Source organism: Massilia sp. IC2-278, assembly GCF_020708045.1.
Classification (GTDB): domain Bacteria; phylum Pseudomonadota; class Gammaproteobacteria; order Burkholderiales; family Burkholderiaceae_D; genus Telluria.
This window is the reverse complement of the sequence record NZ_JAJFES010000020.1, coordinates 46,888-69,316: the sequence shown is the minus strand read 5'-3', so window position 1 is coordinate 69,316 and position 22,429 is coordinate 46,888. Positions and strand designations below refer to the sequence as shown.

Sequence of the window (22,429 nt, the reverse complement as noted above, 5' to 3'; positions counted from 1 at the left end):
TTTGATCCCTGAAGTGCCGCCTCGTGCTACCGCCCGAATGGCGCGCCGTCGCGGCTATGGCAGCGTTATGATTTAGACAGAAATCAATACTTGAATCACATGCATATTTCATTCGGCAGCGGAGCGCAATGACATACAGATGGGAAACGCCGTCCAGCATCTGGCTGGAGGACGAGAAGAGCGGACAGTTCGCGCTCGAGGCCACCGAGGGCCTGGGCCGCGTCGACTGGCAGGCGCATGCGCGCGGCCGGCTGCCCGATCTCGCCCATCTGCTCGGCGCCTCGCTGCCGGCGTCCTGCGCCTGCGCGCCAATCTATCCCGAAGGATTTGCGTTCTGTCCGACCTGCGGCCAGGCGCTGCACAAATTGGGTGGACGCGTGCTGCGCCAGCCCGACTGGTGGGGCGCATCCGGCGACCAGGCCTTGCCGCGCCACGTGCCGCATGGCTTGCCGGTCACCTCGCTGGCACTGGGCGACAGCCTGGAAGAACGGCCGGCGGCGCCCGCGATCGGCCGCGCCGAGTTGTCAATGCCGGTGCCGCCGAATGCGCACTGCGTGTTTGCGGCGGCCACCTGGGGCTTTCCCGAACAGCGCCTGCTGGCCATCGCCCCGGCGCGCGGCGTGCTGCAATACTGGGACCCATTGGCTCAGTTATGGCACGTGATGGCCGCCGAGAACACGGCCAGCGAACTGCGTTTCGGCGCCGGCCAGTACGGCTGGCGGCCGGCCCTGAACCCGGCGCGCGGCGAAGTCGGCGTGGTGCCGACGGACGCTGGCCTGGCGCGCCTGTGGATCAATCCGATCAACGACAGCTACCGCCTCGAACCGCTGTTCGCCGGCGCGCTGGCCGGTGCGCCGGGCGCGATGCGCCGCCACGTCGGCTGCCCCTTCGTCGCCGACGGCCGGCTGCAACTGCTGGCCACCGATTGCGATGTGGCGAACGGCGACATCCTGCCCTGCGACGATGCGCCCACAAACGGCTGGATGCGCCCGATCGGCTACGACAACCGCCTGTTCTGGCTGCACGAGGGCGGGCAGCTGGTGTGGCGGCCGGGCGAGATGCCGCGCTGGATGCCGTGGCCCGGTGGCTGGTCGCCCAGGCTGGAATTCGGCGGCCCCACGCAAAGCCGCGACGGCCGCCTGTGGCAGATCGGGCACGACGGCCAGGCCTATTCTTTCCTCGAACTCGGCGCGGAACAACCGCAACTCGAAGCCATCGATGGCGCACGCCTCGGCTTTGCCAACCTGCTGTTCCGCCGTGGCCACGCCGTGCTGGACGAGCCCTGGTCGGCCGAACACGTGGAAGACGTGCACGAGGATGACACCCTGGTCCTGCCCCTGCTGCGCAGCTTCAACAACAACCGCAGCCAGCCGAGCGGCCTGGTGCTGCGCTTCCACAAGTACACCGGCCGCGCCGAAGAGGCACTGGGAACGGGCACGGCTGCGCGCACCATCGCCCGCACCACGGTCGAGTGGATCGGCAAACGCAACGTGATCCTCGACGAAGTCGCGCGCCTCACGCGTCCGCTCGAATGCCTGCCCTTCGTGTACGACGGCGCGCTGTGGCTGCACCATCCCGACTGGAACACGATGCGCGGCTGGCGCCTGGAAGAGCTGTCGTGAGCGGCCTGTTGCTTCGCGTGCTGGTCCTGCTTGCGCTGCTCTGCGGCGCGCTGCCGGCCTTTGCCACACCGCAGGTCTTCCTGGTCCAGAACTCGGGCTGGATGGAGCCCTTCTACGCCGACCCGCAATCGCGCTTCAAGCCGCTGGTGACGGAACTGGCGCTGGCGGTGGCGCAGCCGGGCGATGCGCTGGTGCTGGCAGCCTTCAACCAGTCGCTGCCCGGTGCGCCGTCGCCGAAAGCGCTGATGTCCGCCAAGGTAGGCGAGGGCACGCGTGCGCAAGTGACGAAAGCACTTGCTGGCCTGGACACCGCGCGCAAACCCGGCGGCGCCCTGGCCGATACCGACCTCGGCGAAGCCGTGAGCGCGGCCATGACCCAGGCGCTGGGTGGCAAGGACGGCATTGTCTGGCTGGTCACGAACAACCGCAACAGCCCGAACAACGACCAGGCCACGGCCCAGCGCAATCGCGAGTTCTATGAACTCATCCACCGCGGCGGCGCGATCCGCACCGCGCTGGCCTTTCCGCTGCGGATGCAGGTGCAGGGCGAGCATTACCGCGCGAACGGGTTGATGGTGTACGCCTTTGCGATTGGCCCCACCGGCGCCCAGGCGCTGGAACGCTTGCTGGCCAGCGGCAGCATCGCCAGGATCATCACCGAGCCGCCTGCGCGCCTGAAGCCGCTGGACCGCAACACCGTGCGACTGGTGCCGCGCAAGGTGGAAGATGCGCCGGGCGTGTCCTTCTCGATGGGACCGGGCGGCGTGCTGCGCGCCGACGTTGCCTCCGGCGCGACGTCGCCGTCGGCAAAGATCGGTTGGAACATCGAGAACACGATGTACCCCTACACCATCGCCAGCGCCAGCCTGAGCGCACGCTCGAAGCTGGGCGGCGAGGACAAGCCCGTCACGCTGGGCAGTGCGCGCGTGAACGCCCTCGTGCCCGGCAAGCCGCAGCCGCTGGCCTCGACCCTGCAGCTGCCGGTGGCCCAGCTGCCCAGCCAGTGGTCGATGGATGCCATCAAATCGGCCGGCTCGGCCTACGTCCTGCCCGGCACCATCGAAGTGCACCTGGCGGACCAGAAGCTGAATTTGTCCGGCGCCTTCCGCGAACGGATGGCGGCGCTGTTCCCGGGCGACCCGCTGCCCGACATCTTCACGCCGCCGGCCCAGGTGCAGGCGTCCACCGCCGTGCTGCCGATCGAGGTGCGCGTGCATTACGGGATGGCGCCGCTGCTGGCGGTGGGCGGCGGCTTGCTGGCCCTGCTGGCGCTTGCCGGCGCCGCGGCTTACGCCTGGATGCGGCCGCAACGCGCCTACGTTACCGTCGAGGACGAGCTGCGCACCATGCATGCGCGCGCCGGCGCCGACCAACCGATTTACGACAAGGCGGGCAATGAAGTCGCGCGCCTGAAGACAACCCTGTTCGGCCACCAGCTGACGGACCTGCGCGAAGGTGCGCAGGTGCGCCTGGGCCGTTAAGCCCAAAAAAAGGAAACCACCATGCAAGCGACTCCGTCCACCACCCCGCCCGGCGGCCAGGCCGATCCCGGCTTCAAGCTGCCCGAGGAGAAAAACGCGCCCGATGCGGCGCTGCCCCAGACCACGCCCGAGACGGCGGGCGGCCCGGTGGAGGTCGTGCCCGGCCCCTTGCCGCCCGCCGTCACCGACACCTCCACGCGCGACCTGTCGATTGGCGCTGCCGTATTCGTGGTGCTGCTGGTCGTGTACTTCTTTGTGCGCAACGCCTACGTGCATCACATGGTGGTGCGCCGCGTGGCGCCGTCGACGGCGGGCAGCGCCGGCTGGCTGCTGTTCGTCGGCCTGGCATTTCTTTCTGCCGCTGCTGTGCTGGCCATCATCAACGCCAGCCGCTATCTCACCTGGGGCGTAACCGCGCCGCTGGTCGTGGTGGGCGCGGTGGCGCTGGTTGCCGCGCTCTTCATCGGCCGCCGCTGAAATGGACAGACACATGGCAGAGATCCCCACCGCAGCAAGCATGCATCGCAAGGCCGAACTCAAGGTCGATTTGCGTCCGACCCTGTTCATCGGCGCCGGCGGCACCGGCATGGAAGTCATGATGCGCATCCGCCGCCGCATCCTGTCGGCGGTCTGGAACAAGCATCCGACGCGCGTCGAGTCGATCGCCGATTTCCCGGTCGCGCGCTTCCTGCACTTCGACCTCGACAACAACGCCATCATCGACGAGGGCAAATCGCAGCGTACCGACCCCTGGTACGAACTGGTGCGCCTGACTGACGAAGAACGCCTGGTCGAGCCGCTCGATCTCCCTCAGTATCACGAGTCCGACGACAGCCTGGCGCGCTTTCCGCTGATCGAAAGCTGGATGCCGCTGCGTCCAAAGAAGCTGCGTTCGCTCGGCATCGATCCGTCGAAAGGGGCGGGCCAGATCCGTTCGGTGGCGCGCCTCTACCTCTTCGACAAGTACCCCAAGCTGCGCGGCCGCATCAAGGGCGCGCTGAATTTCTTGAGCAGTAATGCTGGCATCGAGCGCAAGGAGAATTACCAGCGCCTCGGCCTGCAGGTCGATACATCCAAATTCCGCATCGTCGTGATCGGCTCGAACGCCGGCGGCACCGGCGCCGGCAGCGCCATCGACCTGGGCTGGATGGCGAAAGCCATCGCGCGCCAGGAGGTGTCCGATAGCCAGGTCGACCTGGTGATGTTCATGCCCTCGGGTTTCGCCAAAGCGAACAAGGAGCGCACCGAGGCGAATGCCTACGCCACCATGATGGAGCTGGAAACGACCATGCGCGACATGAATGCGCGCGTGTCGTGGATGGACCCGGACAGCATCCAGGGCAAGGGCGCGCCGTTCGACGACGTGTATTTTGTGGACACCGCCAACCTGGCCAACAAGGCGACCCAGGACGTGAAGGATGTCTACCAGATGGTGGCCGACACCCTGTTCGAGGACTTCGCATCGGCCGACTTTGCCAACCGCAAGCGCTCGGTGGCCGTCAACCAGCAGCAGCACAAGCTCGGTCCCTACAATCCGCGCGTGCCGGAAGCGCGCTTCGGCGACATGCGCCTGTCGTATTCAAAAGTGTATTCGGCCTTCGGCCAGTCGGTGCTCGACACCCAGCAAAGCCTGCGCGAAGACATCCGCGCCTACGAGCTGGCGGCGCTGATGGTGAAGGAGTTCTTCGGCCTGGTCGGGCGCGACGGTGCACTGGCTCGCCGCGCTGGCGACGCGGAGCGCGACAGCTTCATGCGCGAGCAGATGGAGATGCGCGAGCGTCCCTTCAGCGAATTCCCGGACTTCAAGAAAGGGACGGTCGACGTTACCCCGTTCCAGGAATACGCGCTCACCGAGCAGCTATTGATGGACAAGGATGGCCGCTCGCTGCTGGAACGTGTGGAGAGCAAGGTGCAGCTCGAGATCGACCGCATCATGGCCGGCTACGACATCAAGCTGTGGCGCGAAAAGGTGGCCGAGCTGCTGCCGCAACTGGAACGCGACGCCATCCGCGAAGCCGGCGCCACCGCCGAGACCAGCGAAGACCGCATCAAGCGCCACACCGGTGAACTCACCGGCCGCCTGAAGACGCGCGTGCGCGAACGCCTGTATGCGCTGCTCGACGACCGCAAGCAGGGCGGGCTGGAATTCGTGCTGTCGCTGCTGGAGCAGGTGAAGGCGCGCCTGCTGCAGCGCGATCTGATCAACGCGGAAAAGAATGGCCGGCGCTACCGCGACATCCGCGATGCCCTGCGCACGCGCCAGGTCGAAGAATCCCTGAACAACCTGGGCCAGGCCGCCGGCCGCCTGTTCGGCAAGGATGCCCAGGCGCGCGAAGTCATGGCCCACCTGAAGCGCGACATCGCCGATTACCTGCGCTTCCACTTGCTGGCGGTGTCGGCCGGCCAGGCTATCGAGGTGATGCGCAACATGTCGGCCTGGCTGGGCGACCCGCAAACCACCGACGAGCAGGGCAACGCGCAGTGGAGCGGCATCGCCGGCGAGTTCCAGGAAGGGCGGCGCCACGTGCAGGAGATCTTGCACGCGGTCGATAACCGCATCGCCCAGCTGCGCAGCGATGCGCGCCACGAGCATGCCACCTACATCAAGCTGGCCGGCGACGTGCAGCCGGCGCCGGTGCGGCTCACGGGCGATGTCAGTGCATGGAGCGAAGAAGTGCTGCTCGAATTCGGCGGCTCGGGCAAGCTGTTCCCGCAGCTAGGCGACGAGCGCATGCGATCGGACCTGCTGCTGAAACTGTTCCGCCGCGCGCAGACGCAGTTGTCGAGTTCCGATCTCGGCGCCGAGCCGAGCGACCCGCTGCTGGACCGCCTGAACGCGATGACGCCACAGGAACGCCAGCGCGTCTTCGCCGAATGGATACGCAGTGCCATGCCCTGGGTGAATGCCCGCTTCTCGGCTGAGTTCACTCCGAATTCGGACCAATTCAAGTGTTTTATCGGAGTAGGTGATGTGGGCGCCTGGCGCCGCATGGAGCTTGAAATCCGCGCCGCCGTGCCGACCGGCTTCTTCCATGGCGACCTGGTGTCGATCGTGAACACGGGCGTGCCCGGGCGCGCGGTGTGCTACATCGAACTGTCCGGCATCCCGATGACGGTGCTGCGCGGCCTGCCGACCTGGCGCGCCTCGTACCAGATCGAGAACCCGAAGATCCCGACCCATCTGCACTTCGATTCGACGCGCTTCCGCCATCCGATTTCGCCGTCGATGGACGAACTGAACCGCCTGGCCGACGATTACGAGTGGTTCCTGCAGGCGATCGCGCTCGGCGTCATCCGCAGGAAAGCCGACCTGGGCGACCGCGAGGCCAGCTTCCAGCCGCGCGGCCAATACCTGTTCGAGGTCGAGCCGGGTTCCGGCGAGTGGCTGCAGATTGGGAACGAGTTCGCGATCCGCTCGAACGGCTTGCCGGCGTATTACCGCGAGCAGGTGATCGCCGCCGTGCGCAATCGCCTGGCATCAAGCGGGCCGCACCAGCTGGTGCTGCTGGCCGCGCTGATGCGCCACTACCAGCTGCGCGTGTACGAGCCGCGCCTGGAAGTCGACGAGACCGGGGCCCAGTTGCCGTCGCCCTCGCTGCCGAACATCACGGCCAGGCGCCTGTACGACGCCTGGTTCCGGCGCGCGAATGCGCTCGATCCATCGCTGACGAGCGCCGCCGTCGACGCCGCCCTGGCGACGCTGCCCGAGTGGACGGAAGCGGTACCGGATTCGGCGTCCGACGCCTACAACTGGGAAGTCGAGCGGCCAATCGACAAGCGCGTGATCAAGGCCGAGTTCCTGGCCAGCGATGCGCGCGCGGCGCAGGTGGCCGAGCGGCGCACGCACGTGGCCGCACCGGCGCCGGTGCCGGCAATGGCCACCGGTCCACGCTACAAGCTGTTCGTGGGCGGCGCCCAGCGCGGGCCGTTCGCGGTCGAGGAGATTGCGCAGCAGCTGGCGCGCGGCGAGGTCGACCTGGCCACGCGCGCCTGGAACATGGCGCAGGACACCCGTTTCGGCAAGTGGCAGACCGTGGCCGACATTCCCGGGCTTAATGCTTCGCAGTCGGACGCCATTCCCGATCCGGACGATGGCATTCCGGACCCGCAGTAGAAAGGGCGCCTGTGGCAGAAGCATCGGTTTATCGCTGTATTCAGTCCTCGTGCGGCCGCAGCTGGCCGCGCCGGGTGAACTTTTGCCCCTACTGCGGCACGGCGCAGCAGGAGGGTATCGAGCGCGGGAACGTGGCGGCGCATGCCGCGCCGGCTGCGCAGGGCGTGCGTCTTGAGAAACCGGCGCAGAATGCTGTGCCTGCCGCTGCTGCCGCCAGCGTTGTCCTGCCACGTGCGGAGGACGGGCCGGCGGCCAGTCCCGCCCCGGCGCCTGTGCCGCCGCCAAAGCCAGCGCCTGCATCCACGCCCACGCCGGCATCCACGCCGCGCGCCGCGCCAACGCCGCCGGTTCCGCCACGCGCCAAGCCGGCGCCGGGTGTGCGCGCATCCGCCTCCCAGCCGCCGCAGCGCAAGCCCGTGCGCCTGCGCTGGTGGCTGCTGGGCCTGGCCGTGCTGTGGGTGGTCTGGCTGGTGGCCAATCCCGGCAAGCGCCGCATCGAGGCGCAGATGGACAAGGCGATCGGCCTGGCCACGTCCTGCAAGCCGCGCGAAGCCCAGGGCGAACTGATCGCACTGCGCAAGACCCGCGCCACGCCAGAACAGCTGCAGCACGTGCAGCAGGTGCTGAACGACGCCGCCGCCGACTGCACCCGCAAGCGCCAGCGCGACAAGGCCTGGCGCGATGCGAAGACGGCGGTCGAGTCGGCACTGGCGGCATCCTCGTTCGACAAGGCGCGCCAGCGTTTGCGGGCCTTCACCAAGCGCTGGGGCGACGACGACAATGCGCGGGCGCTGCGTGAGAGGATCGAGGAACGCAGCCCCGAGCATCCGCGTGCCGACGGGGCGGGCCGATGAGCTCATCCGTGAGCCACGGAATGCGGGCAAGGTGTATGCTGGCCAAAACGCGAACACGAGGAGGCATCATGAACACCATGACCAAACTGGGCGCGCTGCTGGTGCTGGCGATTGCAGCCGGCTGCTCGCCGCGCGATGGCGACGAGGCAGGCCCTGCGCAAAAGGCCGGCAAGGCCATCGACGAGGCCGGCGACAAGGTGGCGCGCGAACTGCGGGCGCCGCTGGAAAAGGCCGACGAGGCGGCCAAGCGCGTGGCCGAACGCGCCGACGAAGCACGCGACCGTTTGGCCGAGCGCACCGAAGAGGCGCGCGAGAAGATCAAGGATGCGACCGATGAAGCCGGGCGCGGGTTGCAGAAAGCCGGCACGGTGGTCGGCGAAAAGGTCGAGCGCGCCGGCGAAAAAATGCAAGAATCCGCGAAGTAACCGGGTTTGTAGGGTGGACACCCGTGTCCACGCGGTACGGCACGTCCATGTCGAAATGCCGGGCGGAGCATCGCCGGCGTTCGGTCATCCCGGTGTTGTTTGATGCCGCGTCAAATCACCCGGTGAGACCGCGTGGGCACAGGTGCCCACCCTACGAACCCCGAAACCCCGAAACCCCCGCGCGGCGGCTACGCGCTCGCGCGCAAATCCTGCCACCCCGCCGTCACGATCGACATCTCCACATACCCCGCGCGCCAGGCCTGCTCCAGATTCTGCTCGATCTCTTCCATCGAGGTCTGCGCCAGGCCGCTGAAGCCGCGCAGCCCATACGCGCGGTTGCGTCCGTGGCCCTTGGCCATGTACAGCGCCATGTCGACCAGGTTCACCGCGCGTTCCCACGGCAGCGGCTGGCCGGCCGGGGCCAGCGGGTAGGGCGCGAAGCCGATCGACACCTGGGCGCTCAAGGTCTCGCCGCCGTACTCGATGCGGGTCTCGGCAATGCCAGCCAGCAGGCGGCGCGCCACCTCGTCCAGGCCGCTGCGCGGGATCGCCGGCAAAAAGGCGAGGAATTCCTCGCCGCCCCAGCGCACGATCATGTCGGTCTCGCGCAGGATTTCGCGCAGGCTGGCGGCAATCTTGATCAGCACCGCGTCGCCGGCGCCGTGGCCCCAGGTATCGTTGATGTGCTTGAAGTGGTCGACGTCCATCAGGAACAGCGCGCTCACCAGCTCGTCGCCGGACGTGCCGACGCCGCGCTTTTCCAGCTGCTGGTGGGTGCGCATGAAGTCCTGGAAGTGGCGGCGGTTGTACAGGCCCGTCAGCGGGTCGCGCACGCTCTGCTGCTTGAGTTCCTGGTTCTTCTCGTGCAGCTGGGCGTTCGCATGGCGCACCTTGCGGTACAACAGGCCGACGATCACCATCACCAGCGCGAACACCACGATCAGCAAGCCCCAGATGCGCTGCTGCAGGCGGCGGTTGTCGATCTCGGCCGACTTCACCTGGTTCTCGCGCTCCAGCAGTTCGATCTGGCGCTGGCGCTTGTCGGCGTCGTATTTTTCCTGCAGCTCGAGCATGGCCTTCTGGCGCCGCTTTTCGAACAGCTCGTTCGACAGCGTGCGCTCGCGGTGGTAGGCCTTGATGGCGCCGGGATAGTCGCCGGCGCGGTCGAGGGCGCTGCCGTATTCGGCCAGCACCGTCTGCAGCTCCGGCTTGTCGCCATTCTTCTCGTAGATCGCCAGGCCTTCCTCGAAGCTGCGCTTGCCCTCGGCGATGCGGCCGCTGGCCAGGTAGGCCTGGCCGATGTTCACGCGCGCGGTGGCCCCCGCGGTCTCGTCGCGGATGGCGAGCGCCGCGTCCAGCGCCTGCGTGCCGTAGGCCAGCGCATTGCGGTAGTCGTGCAGCTTCAGGTAGTAGTCGGACAGGTTCACCAGCGAGCGCGCCACCATCGACTGCGCGCCGATGCTGCGCTCGAGCGACAGCGCCGCCAGCTGCGCCTTCAGCGCGCGCTGCATCTGGCCGGTGTCCATCGCCAGGCCGTATTCGGTGCCCTTCAGGGTGGCCATGCGGCCCGGCGAATTGATCTTCTCGGCCGCCACATAGGCTTCCGCCAGCGACTCGGACGCCTTGTCGTATTCGCGCATCTGCACGTACAGGCGGGTCTGTGCATTCAGCACGATCACCATGTGCACCGGCCCGCCATGCTGGCGTGTATAGGCCAGCACGGCCTGCATCTTTTCCAGCGCGCGCGGGAAGTTGCCGTCCTCGGCAAAGGCCTCGGCCGCCGACACGCCCACGCGCACGCGCACTTCGACGTCGTCGGTGGCCAGCGCGTGGCGTTCGGCTTCCCAGATCAGTTCGTGCGAGAGGGCGAGTTCGCTTTGCGCGTACTTGATGTAGCCCTTGCGTACCAGGCCCTTGGCGATGGCGGCGTCATTCTTTTCGCGGCGGCCGAATGCGATGAGTTCATCGCAGGTCGCCAGCGCCTGGTCGTTGCGTCCCACCTTCTGGTAGGCCACGCACAGCTCGGCCAGCATGTCGGACTTGTCGGCCACCGAGCCAGCGCGTGCTTCGCCCTCGATCTCGAGCAGCATCGGCAGGGCGCGTTCGGGGATGAAGCGGTTGATTTCGCGGATCTCGGCCAGGCGCGTCCCGAGCGGCGCCGGGGCCTCGGCGAAAGCGAAGGAAGACGTCAGCAATAGCGATGCGAGCAGCGCGCGCAAGCGCTTCGATGGCTTTTTCGTCTCCCAAACTGCCGGCATAGCTTCCTCGATCTGGTCGTCGCGCCTATCAATACAGGCGCCATCGACCATTATAATCGTGTTGCAAAGGGGAAATATCGTTTTTTTATTCCGATATCGTAAAAATGCGACGCCAAAACATTAATGTTGGCGGCAGCATATTTCGCAGTGCAGCATGGAAACAAAAAATCGCTTTTGCAGCGCAACCGATGACAGCGCCACAGGCGCTGAAGCAGAGACAAGAGGAAACCGATTGAACGTATTCAAGGCAAATTTGTGCGCGTTGCTGCTGTGGAGCGGCCTGCTGGCCATTCCGGGGCAGGGCGTGATGGCGGCCCCACCGAGGCACTGCGACATAAAGGCGGGAGCGTGGTGCATCGCGCAAGGAACGTCCGAAATCCACCGCGTACACGATCGGGAAGGCGGTTTCGAACGCTACTGGACGCTGCGCAGCGCTCCCGTGGTGGACTGGACGCTGACGATCCGGGAACCCTGGGGATGCCTGGACGGTCTTGCCGACACGGTAGAGCTGATCCATTTCCAGAGCAGCCATGAATGGAAAGGCCGCATCTGGGACCGGGCGGACGTGCGCCTGAAGTCGGATGGCAGCTGTGACTTGGCGGTCCTGTTTCCACTTAATGAGGGAACAGTGCTCGACTGGCCGGTGGCCAACGGTTTGTTATTGATTCACGTTTGCACAGATGCATCCTGCGATAAGCGCAGCCTGGAAGAGCTGAGCAAGGCAATCGGCGCAAAGAGGCGGCCCGTCGCGTCCCAGGACTGACCGGCCTGCGCTAGTCGTTGGCCTGCAAGCGGTCGCGCCGCCTATACCGCCAGCTGCTGCAGCAGATACAGCCGCTGGTACAGGCCACCCTCGATCCCCATCAGTTCCTCGTGCGGCCCCGATTCCGTAATGCGCCCATGGTTCAGCACCACGATGCGGTCGGCGTCGCGGATGGTCGACAGGCGGTGCGCAATGGCGATGATGGTCACCCGTCCGCGCACTTCCTCCAGCGCCTGCTGCACGATCTGCTCGGTGGCACTGTCGATGCGCGAGGTGGCTTCGTCGAGCAGCAGGATGCGCGGCTCGCCGGCCAAGGCGCGGGCGATGGCGATCAGCTGCTTCTGTCCCGAGGACAGGCGCGAGCCGCCTTCGCCGAGCGAGGTGTCGTAGCCGTTTTCCAGCGCCGCGATGAAGTCGTGCGCGTGGGCCGCGCGCGCCGCCGCTTCGATGCGTTCCAGCGGCAGCCCGCGCCCCATGTCGATGTTCTCGCGCGCCGACGCCGCCAGGATAAAGGGGTCTTGCGGCACCAGGCCGACTTCGTTGCGGAAGCGTTCGTTGTCGATGCCGGCAATCGGTTCGCCGCAGATCTCGATCGTGCCTTCGCCGTTCTCCCGCTCGGCGCTATAGTAGCGCAGCAGCAGCGACAGCAGGGTCGACTTGCCGCTGCCGGTGTGGCCGACGATGCCGTAGAAGGCGCCCTGCGGGATGTCGAGCGAGATGTCGTGCAGGACGTTCTGGCCCGGCACGTAGGCAAAGGTCAGGTTCTTCACCCGCACTGCCGGCGCATCCTTCGATGCCGCCATGCGCGTGCCGCCCGTGCGGCCGGCCGCGTGTTCGGCGGCGCCGGCTTCGGCCAGCAGCGCCTCCACGCGCGCGCTCGCCACCACCGCCTGCTGCAGGCCGCTGAACTGCATCGTGATCTGGATGAGGGGTTCGACCACGCGCGCGATGTAGCTGATGAAGGCGTACAGGATACCGACTTCCACCGCGCCGATCTCACGCCGCCCGAAGGCGAAGATCACCACCGCCAGCAGCACCACGTTCAGCAAATCGAGCGCGGGGCGCAGCAGGAAGGCGTTCACGCGGATCTCGGCGATGCGCGACTGGTAATGGCCCTCGTTGGTATGCGCGAAGCGCTCGCCGAAGCGGCCCGCCGCGTTGCTGGCCTGGAGCACGCTCATGCCGCCGATCGATTCGGCCATCTGCCCGTTGATGTCGCTGCGCAGGGCGCGTGCGCGCGTTACCGCCGGCCCCGACAAACGCTGGTAGAGCCAGACGATGACCAGCACCGCCGGCAGCAGGGCCAGCACGATGATCATCAGGCGCCAGTCGAGCCAGGCCATGGCCACCGTGGTGCCGAGCAAAACGATGGTGCTGTCGAGGATGGAGAACAGCACCTGGATGTAGAGCTTCTTCACCGCCTCGGTGTCGTTGGTCACGCGGCTGACCAGCTGGCCGGTGATGGCGCGGTCGAAGAAGGCCATCGGCAGGCGCAGCACGTGGCCGTACACCCATTCGCGCAGGCGCTGCACCGAGCGCATCGCCAGGCCGGACAGGCGCACCAGCTGCAGGTAGCGCAGCCAGGTCGAGAGCCAGCCGGTGATCAATACGCCGCCCAGCAGCAGGGCCATGCGCGTCCAGTCGGCATGGCGCGGCACCAGGTGGTCGTCGATCAGGGCCTTGCCGAGAATGGGGCCGACCACTTCCAGCGCGGCCGCAATGACCAGCCAGAAGGTGGCCCATTTCAGGTGCCGGATGTCGGGCCAGGCGGCGCGCCGCAGCAGGGCGGCGGCGCGCTTGGCTTCGGCGCGTCCGGCCTTTTCGACGGTCTTCGATTTTTCAGCTTGCATCGATGCTCGCCTCCAGTTGTTGATAGCGCCACTGGCTGGCATACCAGCCATCCAGTTCCAGCAGGGTGTCGTGGCTGCCGGATTCGACCACGCGGCCATTCTTCAGCACCACGATCAAATCGGCGTTCACCACGGCGGACAGGCGGTGGCTGGCGATGATGGCGGTCAGTTCCGGGCGCGAGGCGCGCAGTTCGTTCAGGTGCTCCAGGATGTTGGTCTCGGTGCCGGTGTCCACCGCCGACAGCGCGTCGTCGAGCAGCAGCAGCGAGCTGTCGGCCAGCAGCGAACGGGCAATCGCCACCCGCTGGCGCTGGCCGCCCGAAAGCGTGATGCCCTTTTCGCCGACCGGCGTGTCGTAGCCCTGCGGGAAGCGCAGGATGTCGTCGTGGATCGCCGCCATCTTTGCCGCTTCCTCGACTTCCAGGCGGCTGGCGCCGGGGCGGGCGAGGGCGATGTTCTCGGCGATGCTGGCCGAGAACAGGAAGGATTCCTGCGGTACCCAGCTGGTAGCCGCACGCAGCGCCGCCAGGCGGTAGTCGGGCAGCGGGTGACCGCCCCAGGTCACCGTTCCCTGTTGCGGCTCGGCCTGGCGCAGCAGCACGCGCAGGAGCGTGGACTTGCCGGCGCCGGTCGGGCCGACCAGGCCCAGGGTCATGCCGGGGCGCAGGGCCACCGACACCTTGTCCAGGGCGGGTTGGGATGCGCTGGAATAGGTGAAGCTGACATCGCGAAGCACCAGCGGGCCATCCTGTATGGCGTCGAGGCGGCCTTCGTCGACCACGGTGAGTGGCGCGTCCAGCATCGGCTGCAAACGCGCCAGGCCGGCGCGGCCACGTTCGATCAGCGACAGCACCCAGCCGGCCGCGAACATCGGCCAGATCAGCTGGCCCAGGTACATGGTGAAGCTGGTCAGGGCGCCGATGGTCAGCTGGTTCTGCCAGACCAGGTAGCCGCCCAGGCCTAGGGTCAGCGTGCTGGCCGCGGTGAGGGTCAGGCCGACGGCCGGCTCGTAGGCCGCTTCCCATTTCTGGGCGGCCAGGCTGGCGGCGGAGGCTTTACCCGCCAGCTCGCCGAACTGCGCGGCGCTGCGCGCTTCCAGGCCCAGGGCGCGCAGAGTGCGCACGCCCGACAGCGATTCCTGCACCTGGTCGTTCAGGTCGGAGAAGCGTTTTAGTGAATCGGTTTCGGCGGTGTGGATGTGGCGCGAGATATACCAGAAGGCCAGGCCCATCAGCGGGAAGGGCAGCAGGGCGATCAGGGCCAGGCGGTAGTCGACGCCGAGCAGCATCACGCCCAGCACCATCACCAGGGTCAGGGTGCCGTCGAACCCGGCCAGCATGGCTTCGCCGGCGGCCATCTCGATGGCGTCGATGTCGTTGGTGCCGAGCGCCATCAGGTCGCCGGTGCGCTGCTTCTGGTAGAAGGCCGGGCCCTGTGCGGACAAACGCGCATACAGGCGCATGCGCAGCTCCACGCCCAGGCGGTAGGCCGCCGAATACAGGCGGATGCGCCAGCACACGCGCAGCACGTAGATCGCCACGCCCAGGGCCAGCAGCTCGGCGATGCCGATCATCAGGTCGCGCTGCGACAGCGTGTGCGCGGCCAGGCCGTCGATCATGGCGCCGACCTTGCGCGGCACCAGGATGCTGCACACCGCCACGCCGACCAGCATCACCGCGGATGCCGCGTAGGCTTTCCAGTGGCGGCGCACGAAGCCGGTCACCAAACTCGCTAAACTCATGGGAATTCCTTGCATTGCCGCCCGCGAAAAAGAAAGCGGGCCGAAGCCCGCTAGTCTACTTTCTTTGCCGGAGCGGCGCAGCGCGCCTGCCAGGCGCCTGACACAGCCTTCATGGCTGGGTTGCACCGTCTCGCCGTACTCACGTACTGTCTTCGACGCTGCGTCGGGTGGCCGCATCCCTTCCCTGAAGGCTGTCTCAGGCGCCTTGTGTTCTAGCGATTGAGCGCTCAGCTGTTCTTCTTGCGGCCACGCCCGCTGCGAATCTCGGTGACCTTCGGCGCGCCGTTCGACGGCGCGGCAACTGGCGGCGTGGCCTCGATCGGCTCCACCTTCGGCAGTTCGATCTCGACGTCGACGTCGACCGGCACGCTGGCGGCAACCGGGTGCGGCGGCGCCAGCGGAACGTCGAGGATGTCGCTGGTGGCCCTGGCGATCGGGGTCGGCTCGACCGGCGGGACGATGTCGGACACGGCGATGGGATCGAGGACGACGTCGGCGGCGGACACCGAGACGGGGGCGGCGGCGGTATCCGGCGCGGTAGCCTCGCCCACAGGGCTGGCGTTGCGCTCGGCCGTGGCTTCAGCTGCAGCATTGACGAACGTCTCGCTCGCCGCCATTGCCTGCTGCACGCTTTCCGCCACCGGTTCCGCAGCCGATTCTGCAATCGATTCGGCCAATGCGAGCGGCGCGGCCAGTGCCGGCGCATCCGCCGCCGCTTCCACCGCATACGTTTGCAGGGCCGCGCCGCGCAGGCCGGCGGCAATGTTGAACAGCTCGTGGCCGTAGTCGAACAGGGTGCGCAGCTGGCGCTGCGACTGGGCGCCGATGGTCAGGAGGTCGCGCGGATCGCGCACGGCCAGCAACTGGCGCATGGCGTTCGAGGAATGCTCGGCGGTGGCGCGCGACAGGTCGAGATTGAGCGCGAATACGCGGCTGGTACGGTCGAGTACACCGTCGCCCAGGCTGCGCAGGAAGGCGAACTGGCGGTCGAGCTGGGTCTGGCGTGCTGCTTGGAACTGTTCTGGAAGTGAAGTCATCGGTATTCCTTATCGTTCGGTTATGGCGCACTGCAACATCCGGCCAGTGTAGACCTGTTGCAGAGTGTTGGAAAGCACAATCTGCCTCAGCCGGCGCGTTGTCGTATCCATACAATCTTGCACTGCAGCACTGTTACAAAGTGACACGCTAATGTCCTTTGCATGAGCAGGGAAATGGCTACAATGATTTCGACCAGACTGAGGAGTGGCCATGGACCTTGTTGTGCGCAATGCCAGCCTGCCGGACGGACGCACCGGCATCGATATCGCCGTGCAAGACGGCCGCATTGCCGCCCTCGGCCCGGCGCTGGTCGTGCAGGGCGCGCGCGAGATCGATGCCGGCGGCGACCTGGCCAGCGCGCCCTTTGTCGACGCCCATTTCCACATGGATTCCACCCTCAGCTATGGCATGCCGCGCGTTAACGCATCCGGTACGCTGCTGGAAGGCATCGCGCTGTGGGGCGAACTCAAGCCGCAGCTGGTCCAGGACGCCCTGGTCGAGCGCGCGATGCAGTATTGCGACTGGGCCGTGGCGCGCGGGCTGCTGGCGATCCGCACCCACGTCGACGTTTGCGACGAACGCCTGCTGGCGGTCGAGGCCCTGCTCGACGTGAAGCGCCGCGTGGCGCCGTACATCAACCTGCAGCTGGTCGCCTTTCCCCAGGACGGCCTGCTGCGCAGCCCCGGCGCCTTCGACAACCTGAAGCGCGCGATCGGCATGGGCGTGGACGTGGTCGGCGGCATCCCGCACTTCGAGCGCACCATGGCGCAGGGCGCCGAGTCGGTGCGCCTGCTGTGCGAATTCGCGGCCGAACAGGGCCTGCGCGTGGACATGCATTGCGACGAGACCGACGATCCGCTGTCGCGCCACATCGAGACCCTGGCATATGAAACCTGGCGCCTCGGTATGCAGGGCAGGGTGGCCGGCTCGCACCTGACATCGATGCACTCGATGGACAATTATTACGTGAGCAAGCTGCTGCCGCTGATGCGCGAATCCGGCGTGGCGGCGATCGCCAACCCGCTCATCAACATCACCCTGCAGGGCCGCCACGACACCTACCCGAAGCGGCGCGGCATGACCCGCGTGCCCGAGTTGCTGGCCGCCGGCATCGACGTCGCCTTTGGCCACGACTGCGTGATGGACCCCTGGTACGGCCTGGGTTCCGGCGACATGCTGGAAGTGGCTCACATGGGGCTGCACGTGGCCCAGATGACCGGGCAGGAGGGCATGCGCGCCTGTTTCGAGGCCGTCACTTCTACCCCGGCGCGCATCCTCGGCCTGGAAGGCTATGGCCTGGCGCCGGGCTGCCATGCCGACTTCGTGCTGCTCGACGCCGCCACGCCGGTGGAGGCGATCCGCCTGCGCGCCGCGCGCCGGCTCGTGGTGCGGCGCGGCAAGGTGGTGGCCGAAGCGCCGTCCATGCGCGCGGCCCTGCACCTGCCCGGGCGGCCCGCGAGCGTCGACTTTCGAATCGGACGCTGAATCGGCGGGAGCCGGTGCTAGAATCCCCAGCCCATGTAGTTTTTGATAAGTTTCCAGCCGAGCCGTGAAAGATATCCAGATCCGCCCCGCCACCAGCGCCGATTTCGACGCGATGTGGAACATCTTCAGCGCCCACGTCGCCGCCGGGGAAACCTACCCCTTTGCGGCAGATACCTCGCGCGACGCCGCGCATGCCTACTGGCTGGGCGCCAACGTGACCACGCGCGTGGCCGTGCTCGGCGCGCGCGTGCTCGGCATGTACCGGGTGGTGCCGAACCAGCTCGGGCGCGGCCACCATGTGGCGAACGCTTCCTACATGGTCAGCCCGACGGCGCAGGGCGTGGGCGTGGGCCGCCTGATGGGCCAGGACAGCCTGGACGAGGCGCGCCGCCAGGGCTACCTGGCCATGCAGTTCAACTACGTGGTCAGCACCAACACGGCCGCCGTCATGCTCTGGAAAAAGCTCGGCTTCTCGATCGTCGGCACGCTGCCGAAAGCCTTCCGCCACCGGCGCTTGGGCTATGTCGATGCGTATGTGATGTACCAGTTGTTGCAGGACCCGGACCACTGGCCCACCACCGACGAATAAGCGCGCCCGACACCGCTTCGCACTCTGTGCGGTGCAGCACGGACGAGCCATGGCGCGGTGATACGATGAAGAGGTCGACCTGACCCTTTTATCGAAAGTTTCATTCCATGCCGAACCTCGAGCCAGACAAGAACGCTGCCTTCTACGTGGTGCTCAACGCCGGCTCCGGTCATTCCGAGACCGAGCTGCGCTGCTCGACCATCCGCGACGTGCTGGGCGAAGCCGGCCGCACCTGCCATCTCGAGATCGTGGAAGACGCCGCCGACCTGGCCGACACCGCGCGCCGCATGGCGCAGCAGGCCAAGGACAACGACGGCGTGCTGGTGGCGGCCGGCGGCGACGGCACCATCAACACCGTGGCGCACCAGGCGGTATTGCAGGGCTGCGTGTTCGGCGTGCTGCCGCAGGGGACCTTCAATTACTTTGGCCGCACCCACGGCATTCCCGAAGACCTGGCTGAGGCGGTGCGCTCGCTGCTTACCTCCACCGTGCAGCCGGTGCAGGTGGGCATGCTGAACGACCGCATTTTCCTGGTCAACGCCAGCGTCGGTTTGTATCCCACCCTGCTCGAAGCGCGCGAGCACGACAAGCAGCAGTATGGGCGCAGCCGCGTGGTGGCCATCCTGTCGGCGCTGAAGACCGCGCTGGGCCGGCACCGCGCGCTGCGCATCGCCCTCGAGACCGAAGGCCACACGCGCAAGCTGCGCACGCCCACGCTGTTTGTCGGGAACAACCGCCTGCAGATGGAGCAGGTCGGCATGGAACCTTTGAAATCGGCGCTGGAAGACGGCGAACTGGCGGCCATCGCGCCGCGCCGCGTCGGCAAGCTGGGCATGCTCGGCCTGCTGCTGCGCGGCGCCCTGGGCCGCCTGGGCGAGGCCGAGAACGTGATTGCCTTCTCCTTCAAGCGCCTGACGGTCAAGCACGCGCGCCTGTCGCCGCGGCGCACCGTGAAGGTGGCCACCGACGGCGAGGTCACGCGCATGAAGATGCCTCTCGAATTCCGCGTGCTGGAAGGGCGCCTGGCGCTGCTCAAGCCGCCGCACGCCCAGGCCGACTCGCGCGACGCCGCCTGATTTTTTATCCAACAGGCGGGGGGCGTAGGGTGGACTCCTGAGTCCACGCGGTCGTGCCTTCGTGCACCGCAGTGCTTGCGAACAGCGTTGCAGTACGCGTTATGGGCTTACGGTCCATATATCGACATGCGTAGGGTGGACCGCGTGGACTCAGGAGTCCACCCTACGGAATCGCGCGACGCCGCTTGAGCGCTATTCCACGCGTTGCAGGCGGATGCCGAAGATGTCGACGCGGTTCCAGGGGCCGCCGCTACCGCCGGCGCCGCTGAAGCTGGCATTGCTGTCGAGGTAGCTCATGTTGTAGAAGTCGCTCATGCGCAGGGTGTAGGCGCCGGGCTGCAGCCTGGCCGCCAGCGGCGTCGACAGCACCGTCGGCGTGTGCGGCTTGTCGAACTTCGCGTGCGGCAGCTGGACCACGCCTTGCGCCACGGTCCGGCCCTGGGCGTCGATCACGGCCAGCCACTTCACGCCATTGCTGATGCCCAGGTTGATCTGGTTCGCGCCGTTGTGATAGCGGATTTGCACGCGGTAGTCGCCGGGTTCGCCGATTGCTATATCGCGCACCTCGAAACGGTCCGTCGGCTGGCCCCAGTCGGCCAGGCGCGGCGCGGCGTAGCGGCCGGCGGCGGGCGTCACCTTCAGGCTGGCCTGCACGCGGGGGTCGGTGACCGGGATCTCGACGGCCGGCGCCACGCAGCGCGGCACGCTGTGGTGGCTGCGGTTGCCGGAGCCGGTGAACTGCGCCTCCACCGCATAGCAGGCGTGCAGCGCGGCCTCGCGGTCGGTCCAGGCGCCGGCCGGCACGCGGGCCGCCACCAGCTTGCCGTCGCGGTAGACGTTGTAGACCGTGGCGGCGCCGGTGCTGGCTCCATCGCTCCCTTCGCCGGCGCCGATCCGCAGCCGCGCGCGGCCGTCAAGGCCGCGTTCCAGCGTCTCGATGCGCGGTTCGCGCGGGGCGAACACGGCCGGGGATTCCACGTAAGGATCGGCGTTCACGCGCCGGATCGTGCTGTCGCCGCCCACCAGTGCACCGAGGCGGATCTCGATCATGTCGCCGTCGCGCAGCGCCGCCCACGGGATGGTGGCGGAGGACGGCTGGCCGTTGTGCAGGACGGCCGCGACCTGGTAGTAGCCCTTGCTGCCGCTTGCCGGCGGCAGCAGCAAACGCACGCCGATGCGCTGGCCGCGCAGGCGCAGGTTGTGCAGCGTGGCCTGATCGCTGTCCCTGAAGGTTTCGCGGCGCAGTTTCGCGGTGACGAAAGGCGCCAGCCTGATCCCGTCGTCGCTGGCGGACACGCCGAACACGTTCTCGACCACCATGCCGATGTAGGCGCCGACCGACCACAGCTGGCGGCGCGAATTGATCACCGGCCCGATCAGCTCGGGATGCTGCTCGTCGAGCAGCAGCGGCTGGCCGGACAGCCACTCCAGGTTTTCCATGTTCGAGATGTTCAGGGCCGCGCCGCGCATCAATGACTCGTAGGCGGCATCGGCCACGCTGGCATTCTTGCCCAGCACCGCCGCCTTCAGGCCGTAGCCGGTCACGAAGGGCCACATCGCGCGGTTGTGGTAGACCGGCGTGCCCTGCTGCTGGGGCCAGATCACGGGCGGGCCCATCGGGCCGTGCGGATAGCGCGCCAGGATGCTGCGCGTCTGCGCTTCATCGGCAATGCCGGTAACGATCGCCAGCGACTGCCCCAGCCAGTCGAACTTGTGCATGGCGGCGCCGTCGAAATGGGCGGCGCTGAGGCTGCTGTACATGCCGGCGTCGGCCAGCCACAGCTTGGCGTTGACGGCCTGTTTCAGCTCGGCCGCCCAGCCCGCGTAACGCGCGGCGCGCGCCGCGTCGCCCTGTTCGCGCGCCAGCTGCGCCGCCAGCTGCAACGCCTGGTAGTGCGTGGCATTCGTCGACACCGACTTGGCGCTCGCCATCGAGGCCAGGTCGTCGACGATCCAGCTGGCGTAGCTGTTCTCGCGCCAGTCGAGGAAGCTTTGCTCGCCGGTGTACAGCCCGTCCTGCGGGTCGAAGGCGGCGACGCGGTCGATCTCGATCGTGTTCGACAGCGCCTTCAGTGCCTTCGCCGCAAAAGCCTGGCGTTCGGCCGGGGGCAGGGTGCGCAGCACTTCCTCGGCGGCGAAGGCCCAGGTCATGCGGTCGGTGCTGACCGGCCAGCTGCCGCCGCTGCCGGTGTCCTGCACGATCTGCAGGCCGTCCGCCGAGCCGGCCACCTGCGGCGCCTGCGCGATGCCCGCACGCCAGCCGGCCAGCTTGAAGTCCAGCGAATTGCGCACGCGTTGCGGGTCGAGCAGGGCCAGGCCCAGGTCGGCCGCGTAGGACAGGTCGCGCGTCCACACGTAATGCCACTTCTCGCCGGTCTCGAAGCAGTCGCAGGGAATCGCCGCGCCGCCGTTGTAGTTGCCATCCCTGATGGCGCTGACGGCATCCTGGGCCATCTCGCTGCCCGCCAGCGCGAACAGGGCGTCGAAGGCGAGGTTGCCGCTGCGGGTGTAGGGGCGGTCGGCGGTTTCAGAGTAGGTGGCGTGCTGCGGCACCGGGTCGCGCAGCTGCATGGTGCTGGAATGCGTGTAGCTGCGCAGCTGGGCCTCGGGATCGGCCAGCGAAAAGCGCGCCTCTTCAAGCTTGCCATCCCAGGTCGGCCAGGCCAGCGTCGACACGCGCGTGCGGCCGGCATGCGGGTCCGGCGCCGCTGCGGCTGCCTTGTCTTCCAGGCGCGTCACGGTCAGCTGCGGCGCCCGCGGATTGCGGGCGTCGAGCGTGAAGCGGTAGGTGCCGGTGCTGCGCACGAACAGGGTCGCCTCGGGGCCGGCCTGGGTCTCGAGCGGCAGCGTGGCGCCGGGCTTGACGGCGACGCTCTTGCCCGCATCCGGCACCCATTCCTGCTTCCACTCCTTGTCGCCGATCTTGAAGCCGTGGTTGCCATGGCTGACCAGGATGTCGGCCTGGTAGATGCCGCCGCCCTGGTGCTGCAAGGGATTGTCGACGCCCCAGGCGTTGAAGCCGCCGCGCACGTAGAACTCCTGGCGCAGCGGGCCGGGGTCGGCAGCGACGGCGGAGATGGTGTTGGCGAAGAGGGCTGCACCCAGCAGCCAGCGGTGTGAGGACATGCGGGTT

The 22,429-nt window shown here is 67.5% G+C and carries 15 protein-coding genes; 10 read left to right on the top strand and 5 right to left on the bottom strand.

The genetic code is table 11. The features are described from left to right. Positions 1-128 precede the first annotated feature (128 nt). The 6 genes from LK540_RS23200 to LK540_RS23175 all read left to right on the top strand — a co-directional run bounded on the left by LK540_RS23200 (position 129) and on the right by LK540_RS23175 (position 8,496). A complete protein-coding gene (locus LK540_RS23200) occupies positions 129-1,622 on the top strand; it encodes a hypothetical protein (protein WP_229439769.1) in 1,494 nt (497 codons plus the stop codon). Further along, the gene (locus LK540_RS23195) at positions 1,619-3,103 is read left to right on the top strand and encodes a hypothetical protein (RefSeq protein WP_229439768.1); all 1,485 of its coding nucleotides are present in this window, start codon (positions 1,619-1,621) and stop codon (positions 3,101-3,103) included. Before LK540_RS23200 ends, LK540_RS23195 begins: the two co-directional genes overlap by 4 nt. Before the next feature lie 21 nt (positions 3,104-3,124). Next, positions 3,125-3,580: a hypothetical protein gene (locus LK540_RS23190; protein ID WP_229439767.1), complete on the top strand. Its 456-nt coding sequence runs from the start codon at positions 3,125-3,127 to the stop codon at positions 3,578-3,580. Between the two features lie 13 nt (positions 3,581-3,593). Then, a complete protein-coding gene (locus LK540_RS23185) occupies positions 3,594-7,217 on the top strand; it encodes a tubulin-like doman-containing protein (RefSeq protein WP_229439766.1) in 3,624 nt (1,207 codons plus the stop codon). Positions 7,218-7,291: 74 nt separating this feature from the next. Beyond that, positions 7,292-8,071 carry a hypothetical protein gene (locus LK540_RS23180; protein WP_229439765.1) on the top strand — a complete coding sequence of 260 codons (780 nt, stop codon included), beginning with the start codon at positions 7,292-7,294 and terminating at the stop codon, positions 8,069-8,071. Between the two features lie 68 nt (positions 8,072-8,139). After that, positions 8,140-8,496: a hypothetical protein gene (locus tag LK540_RS23175; protein WP_229439764.1), complete on the top strand. Its 357-nt coding sequence runs from the start codon at positions 8,140-8,142 to the stop codon at positions 8,494-8,496. 188 nt (positions 8,497-8,684) lie between these two features. Here the strand turns inward: LK540_RS23175 and LK540_RS23170 are convergent, their stop codons facing one another. Continuing rightward, entirely contained in the window at positions 8,685-10,754 is a 2,070-nt protein-coding gene (locus tag LK540_RS23170; RefSeq protein ID WP_229439763.1) for a tetratricopeptide repeat-containing diguanylate cyclase, read from the bottom strand. A 232-nt stretch (positions 10,755-10,986) separates the two neighbouring features. Here LK540_RS23170 and LK540_RS23165 point away from each other — a divergent pair, with 232 nt between their 5' ends. Then, the gene (locus LK540_RS23165; protein ID WP_229439762.1) at positions 10,987-11,517 is read left to right on the top strand and encodes a hypothetical protein; all 531 of its coding nucleotides are present in this window, start codon (positions 10,987-10,989) and stop codon (positions 11,515-11,517) included. Between the two features lie 41 nt (positions 11,518-11,558). Here the strand turns inward: LK540_RS23165 and LK540_RS23160 are convergent, their stop codons facing one another. From LK540_RS23160 to LK540_RS23150, 3 genes are all read right to left on the bottom strand, one after another. Further along, positions 11,559-13,367 carry an ABC transporter ATP-binding protein gene (locus LK540_RS23160; protein ID WP_229439761.1) on the bottom strand — a complete coding sequence of 603 codons (1,809 nt, stop codon included), beginning with the start codon at positions 13,365-13,367 and terminating at the stop codon, positions 11,559-11,561. Further along, positions 13,357-15,108 (bottom strand): ABC transporter ATP-binding protein, encoded by a 1,752-nt coding sequence (locus LK540_RS23155; RefSeq protein ID WP_229439760.1) that lies wholly within the window; start codon positions 15,106-15,108, stop codon positions 13,357-13,359. Before LK540_RS23155 ends, LK540_RS23160 begins: the two co-directional genes overlap by 11 nt. Positions 15,109-15,335: 227 nt before the next feature. Next, positions 15,336-16,145 (bottom strand): phasin family protein, encoded by an 810-nt coding sequence (locus LK540_RS23150; protein ID WP_229439759.1) that lies wholly within the window; start codon positions 16,143-16,145, stop codon positions 15,336-15,338. Between the two features lie 211 nt (positions 16,146-16,356). Between LK540_RS23150 and LK540_RS23145 the strand changes: the two genes are divergently transcribed. From LK540_RS23145 to LK540_RS23135, 3 genes are all read left to right on the top strand, one after another. Beyond that, positions 16,357-17,631, top strand: coding sequence for an amidohydrolase family protein (locus tag LK540_RS23145; protein WP_229439758.1), 1,275 nt, complete (start codon positions 16,357-16,359; stop codon positions 17,629-17,631). Positions 17,632-17,695: 64 nt separating this feature from the next. Then, the gene (locus LK540_RS23140; protein WP_229439757.1) at positions 17,696-18,220 is read left to right on the top strand and encodes a GNAT family N-acetyltransferase; all 525 of its coding nucleotides are present in this window, start codon (positions 17,696-17,698) and stop codon (positions 18,218-18,220) included. Between the two features lie 107 nt (positions 18,221-18,327). After that, the gene (locus LK540_RS23135) at positions 18,328-19,296 is read left to right on the top strand and encodes a diacylglycerol kinase family protein (protein ID WP_229439756.1); all 969 of its coding nucleotides are present in this window, start codon (positions 18,328-18,330) and stop codon (positions 19,294-19,296) included. Positions 19,297-19,488: 192 nt separating this feature from the next. Here LK540_RS23135 and LK540_RS23130 read toward each other — a convergent pair whose 3' ends face one another. Continuing rightward, a complete protein-coding gene (locus tag LK540_RS23130) occupies positions 19,489-22,422 on the bottom strand; it encodes an esterase (protein WP_229439755.1) in 2,934 nt (977 codons plus the stop codon). Positions 22,423-22,429: the final 7 nt, after the last annotated feature.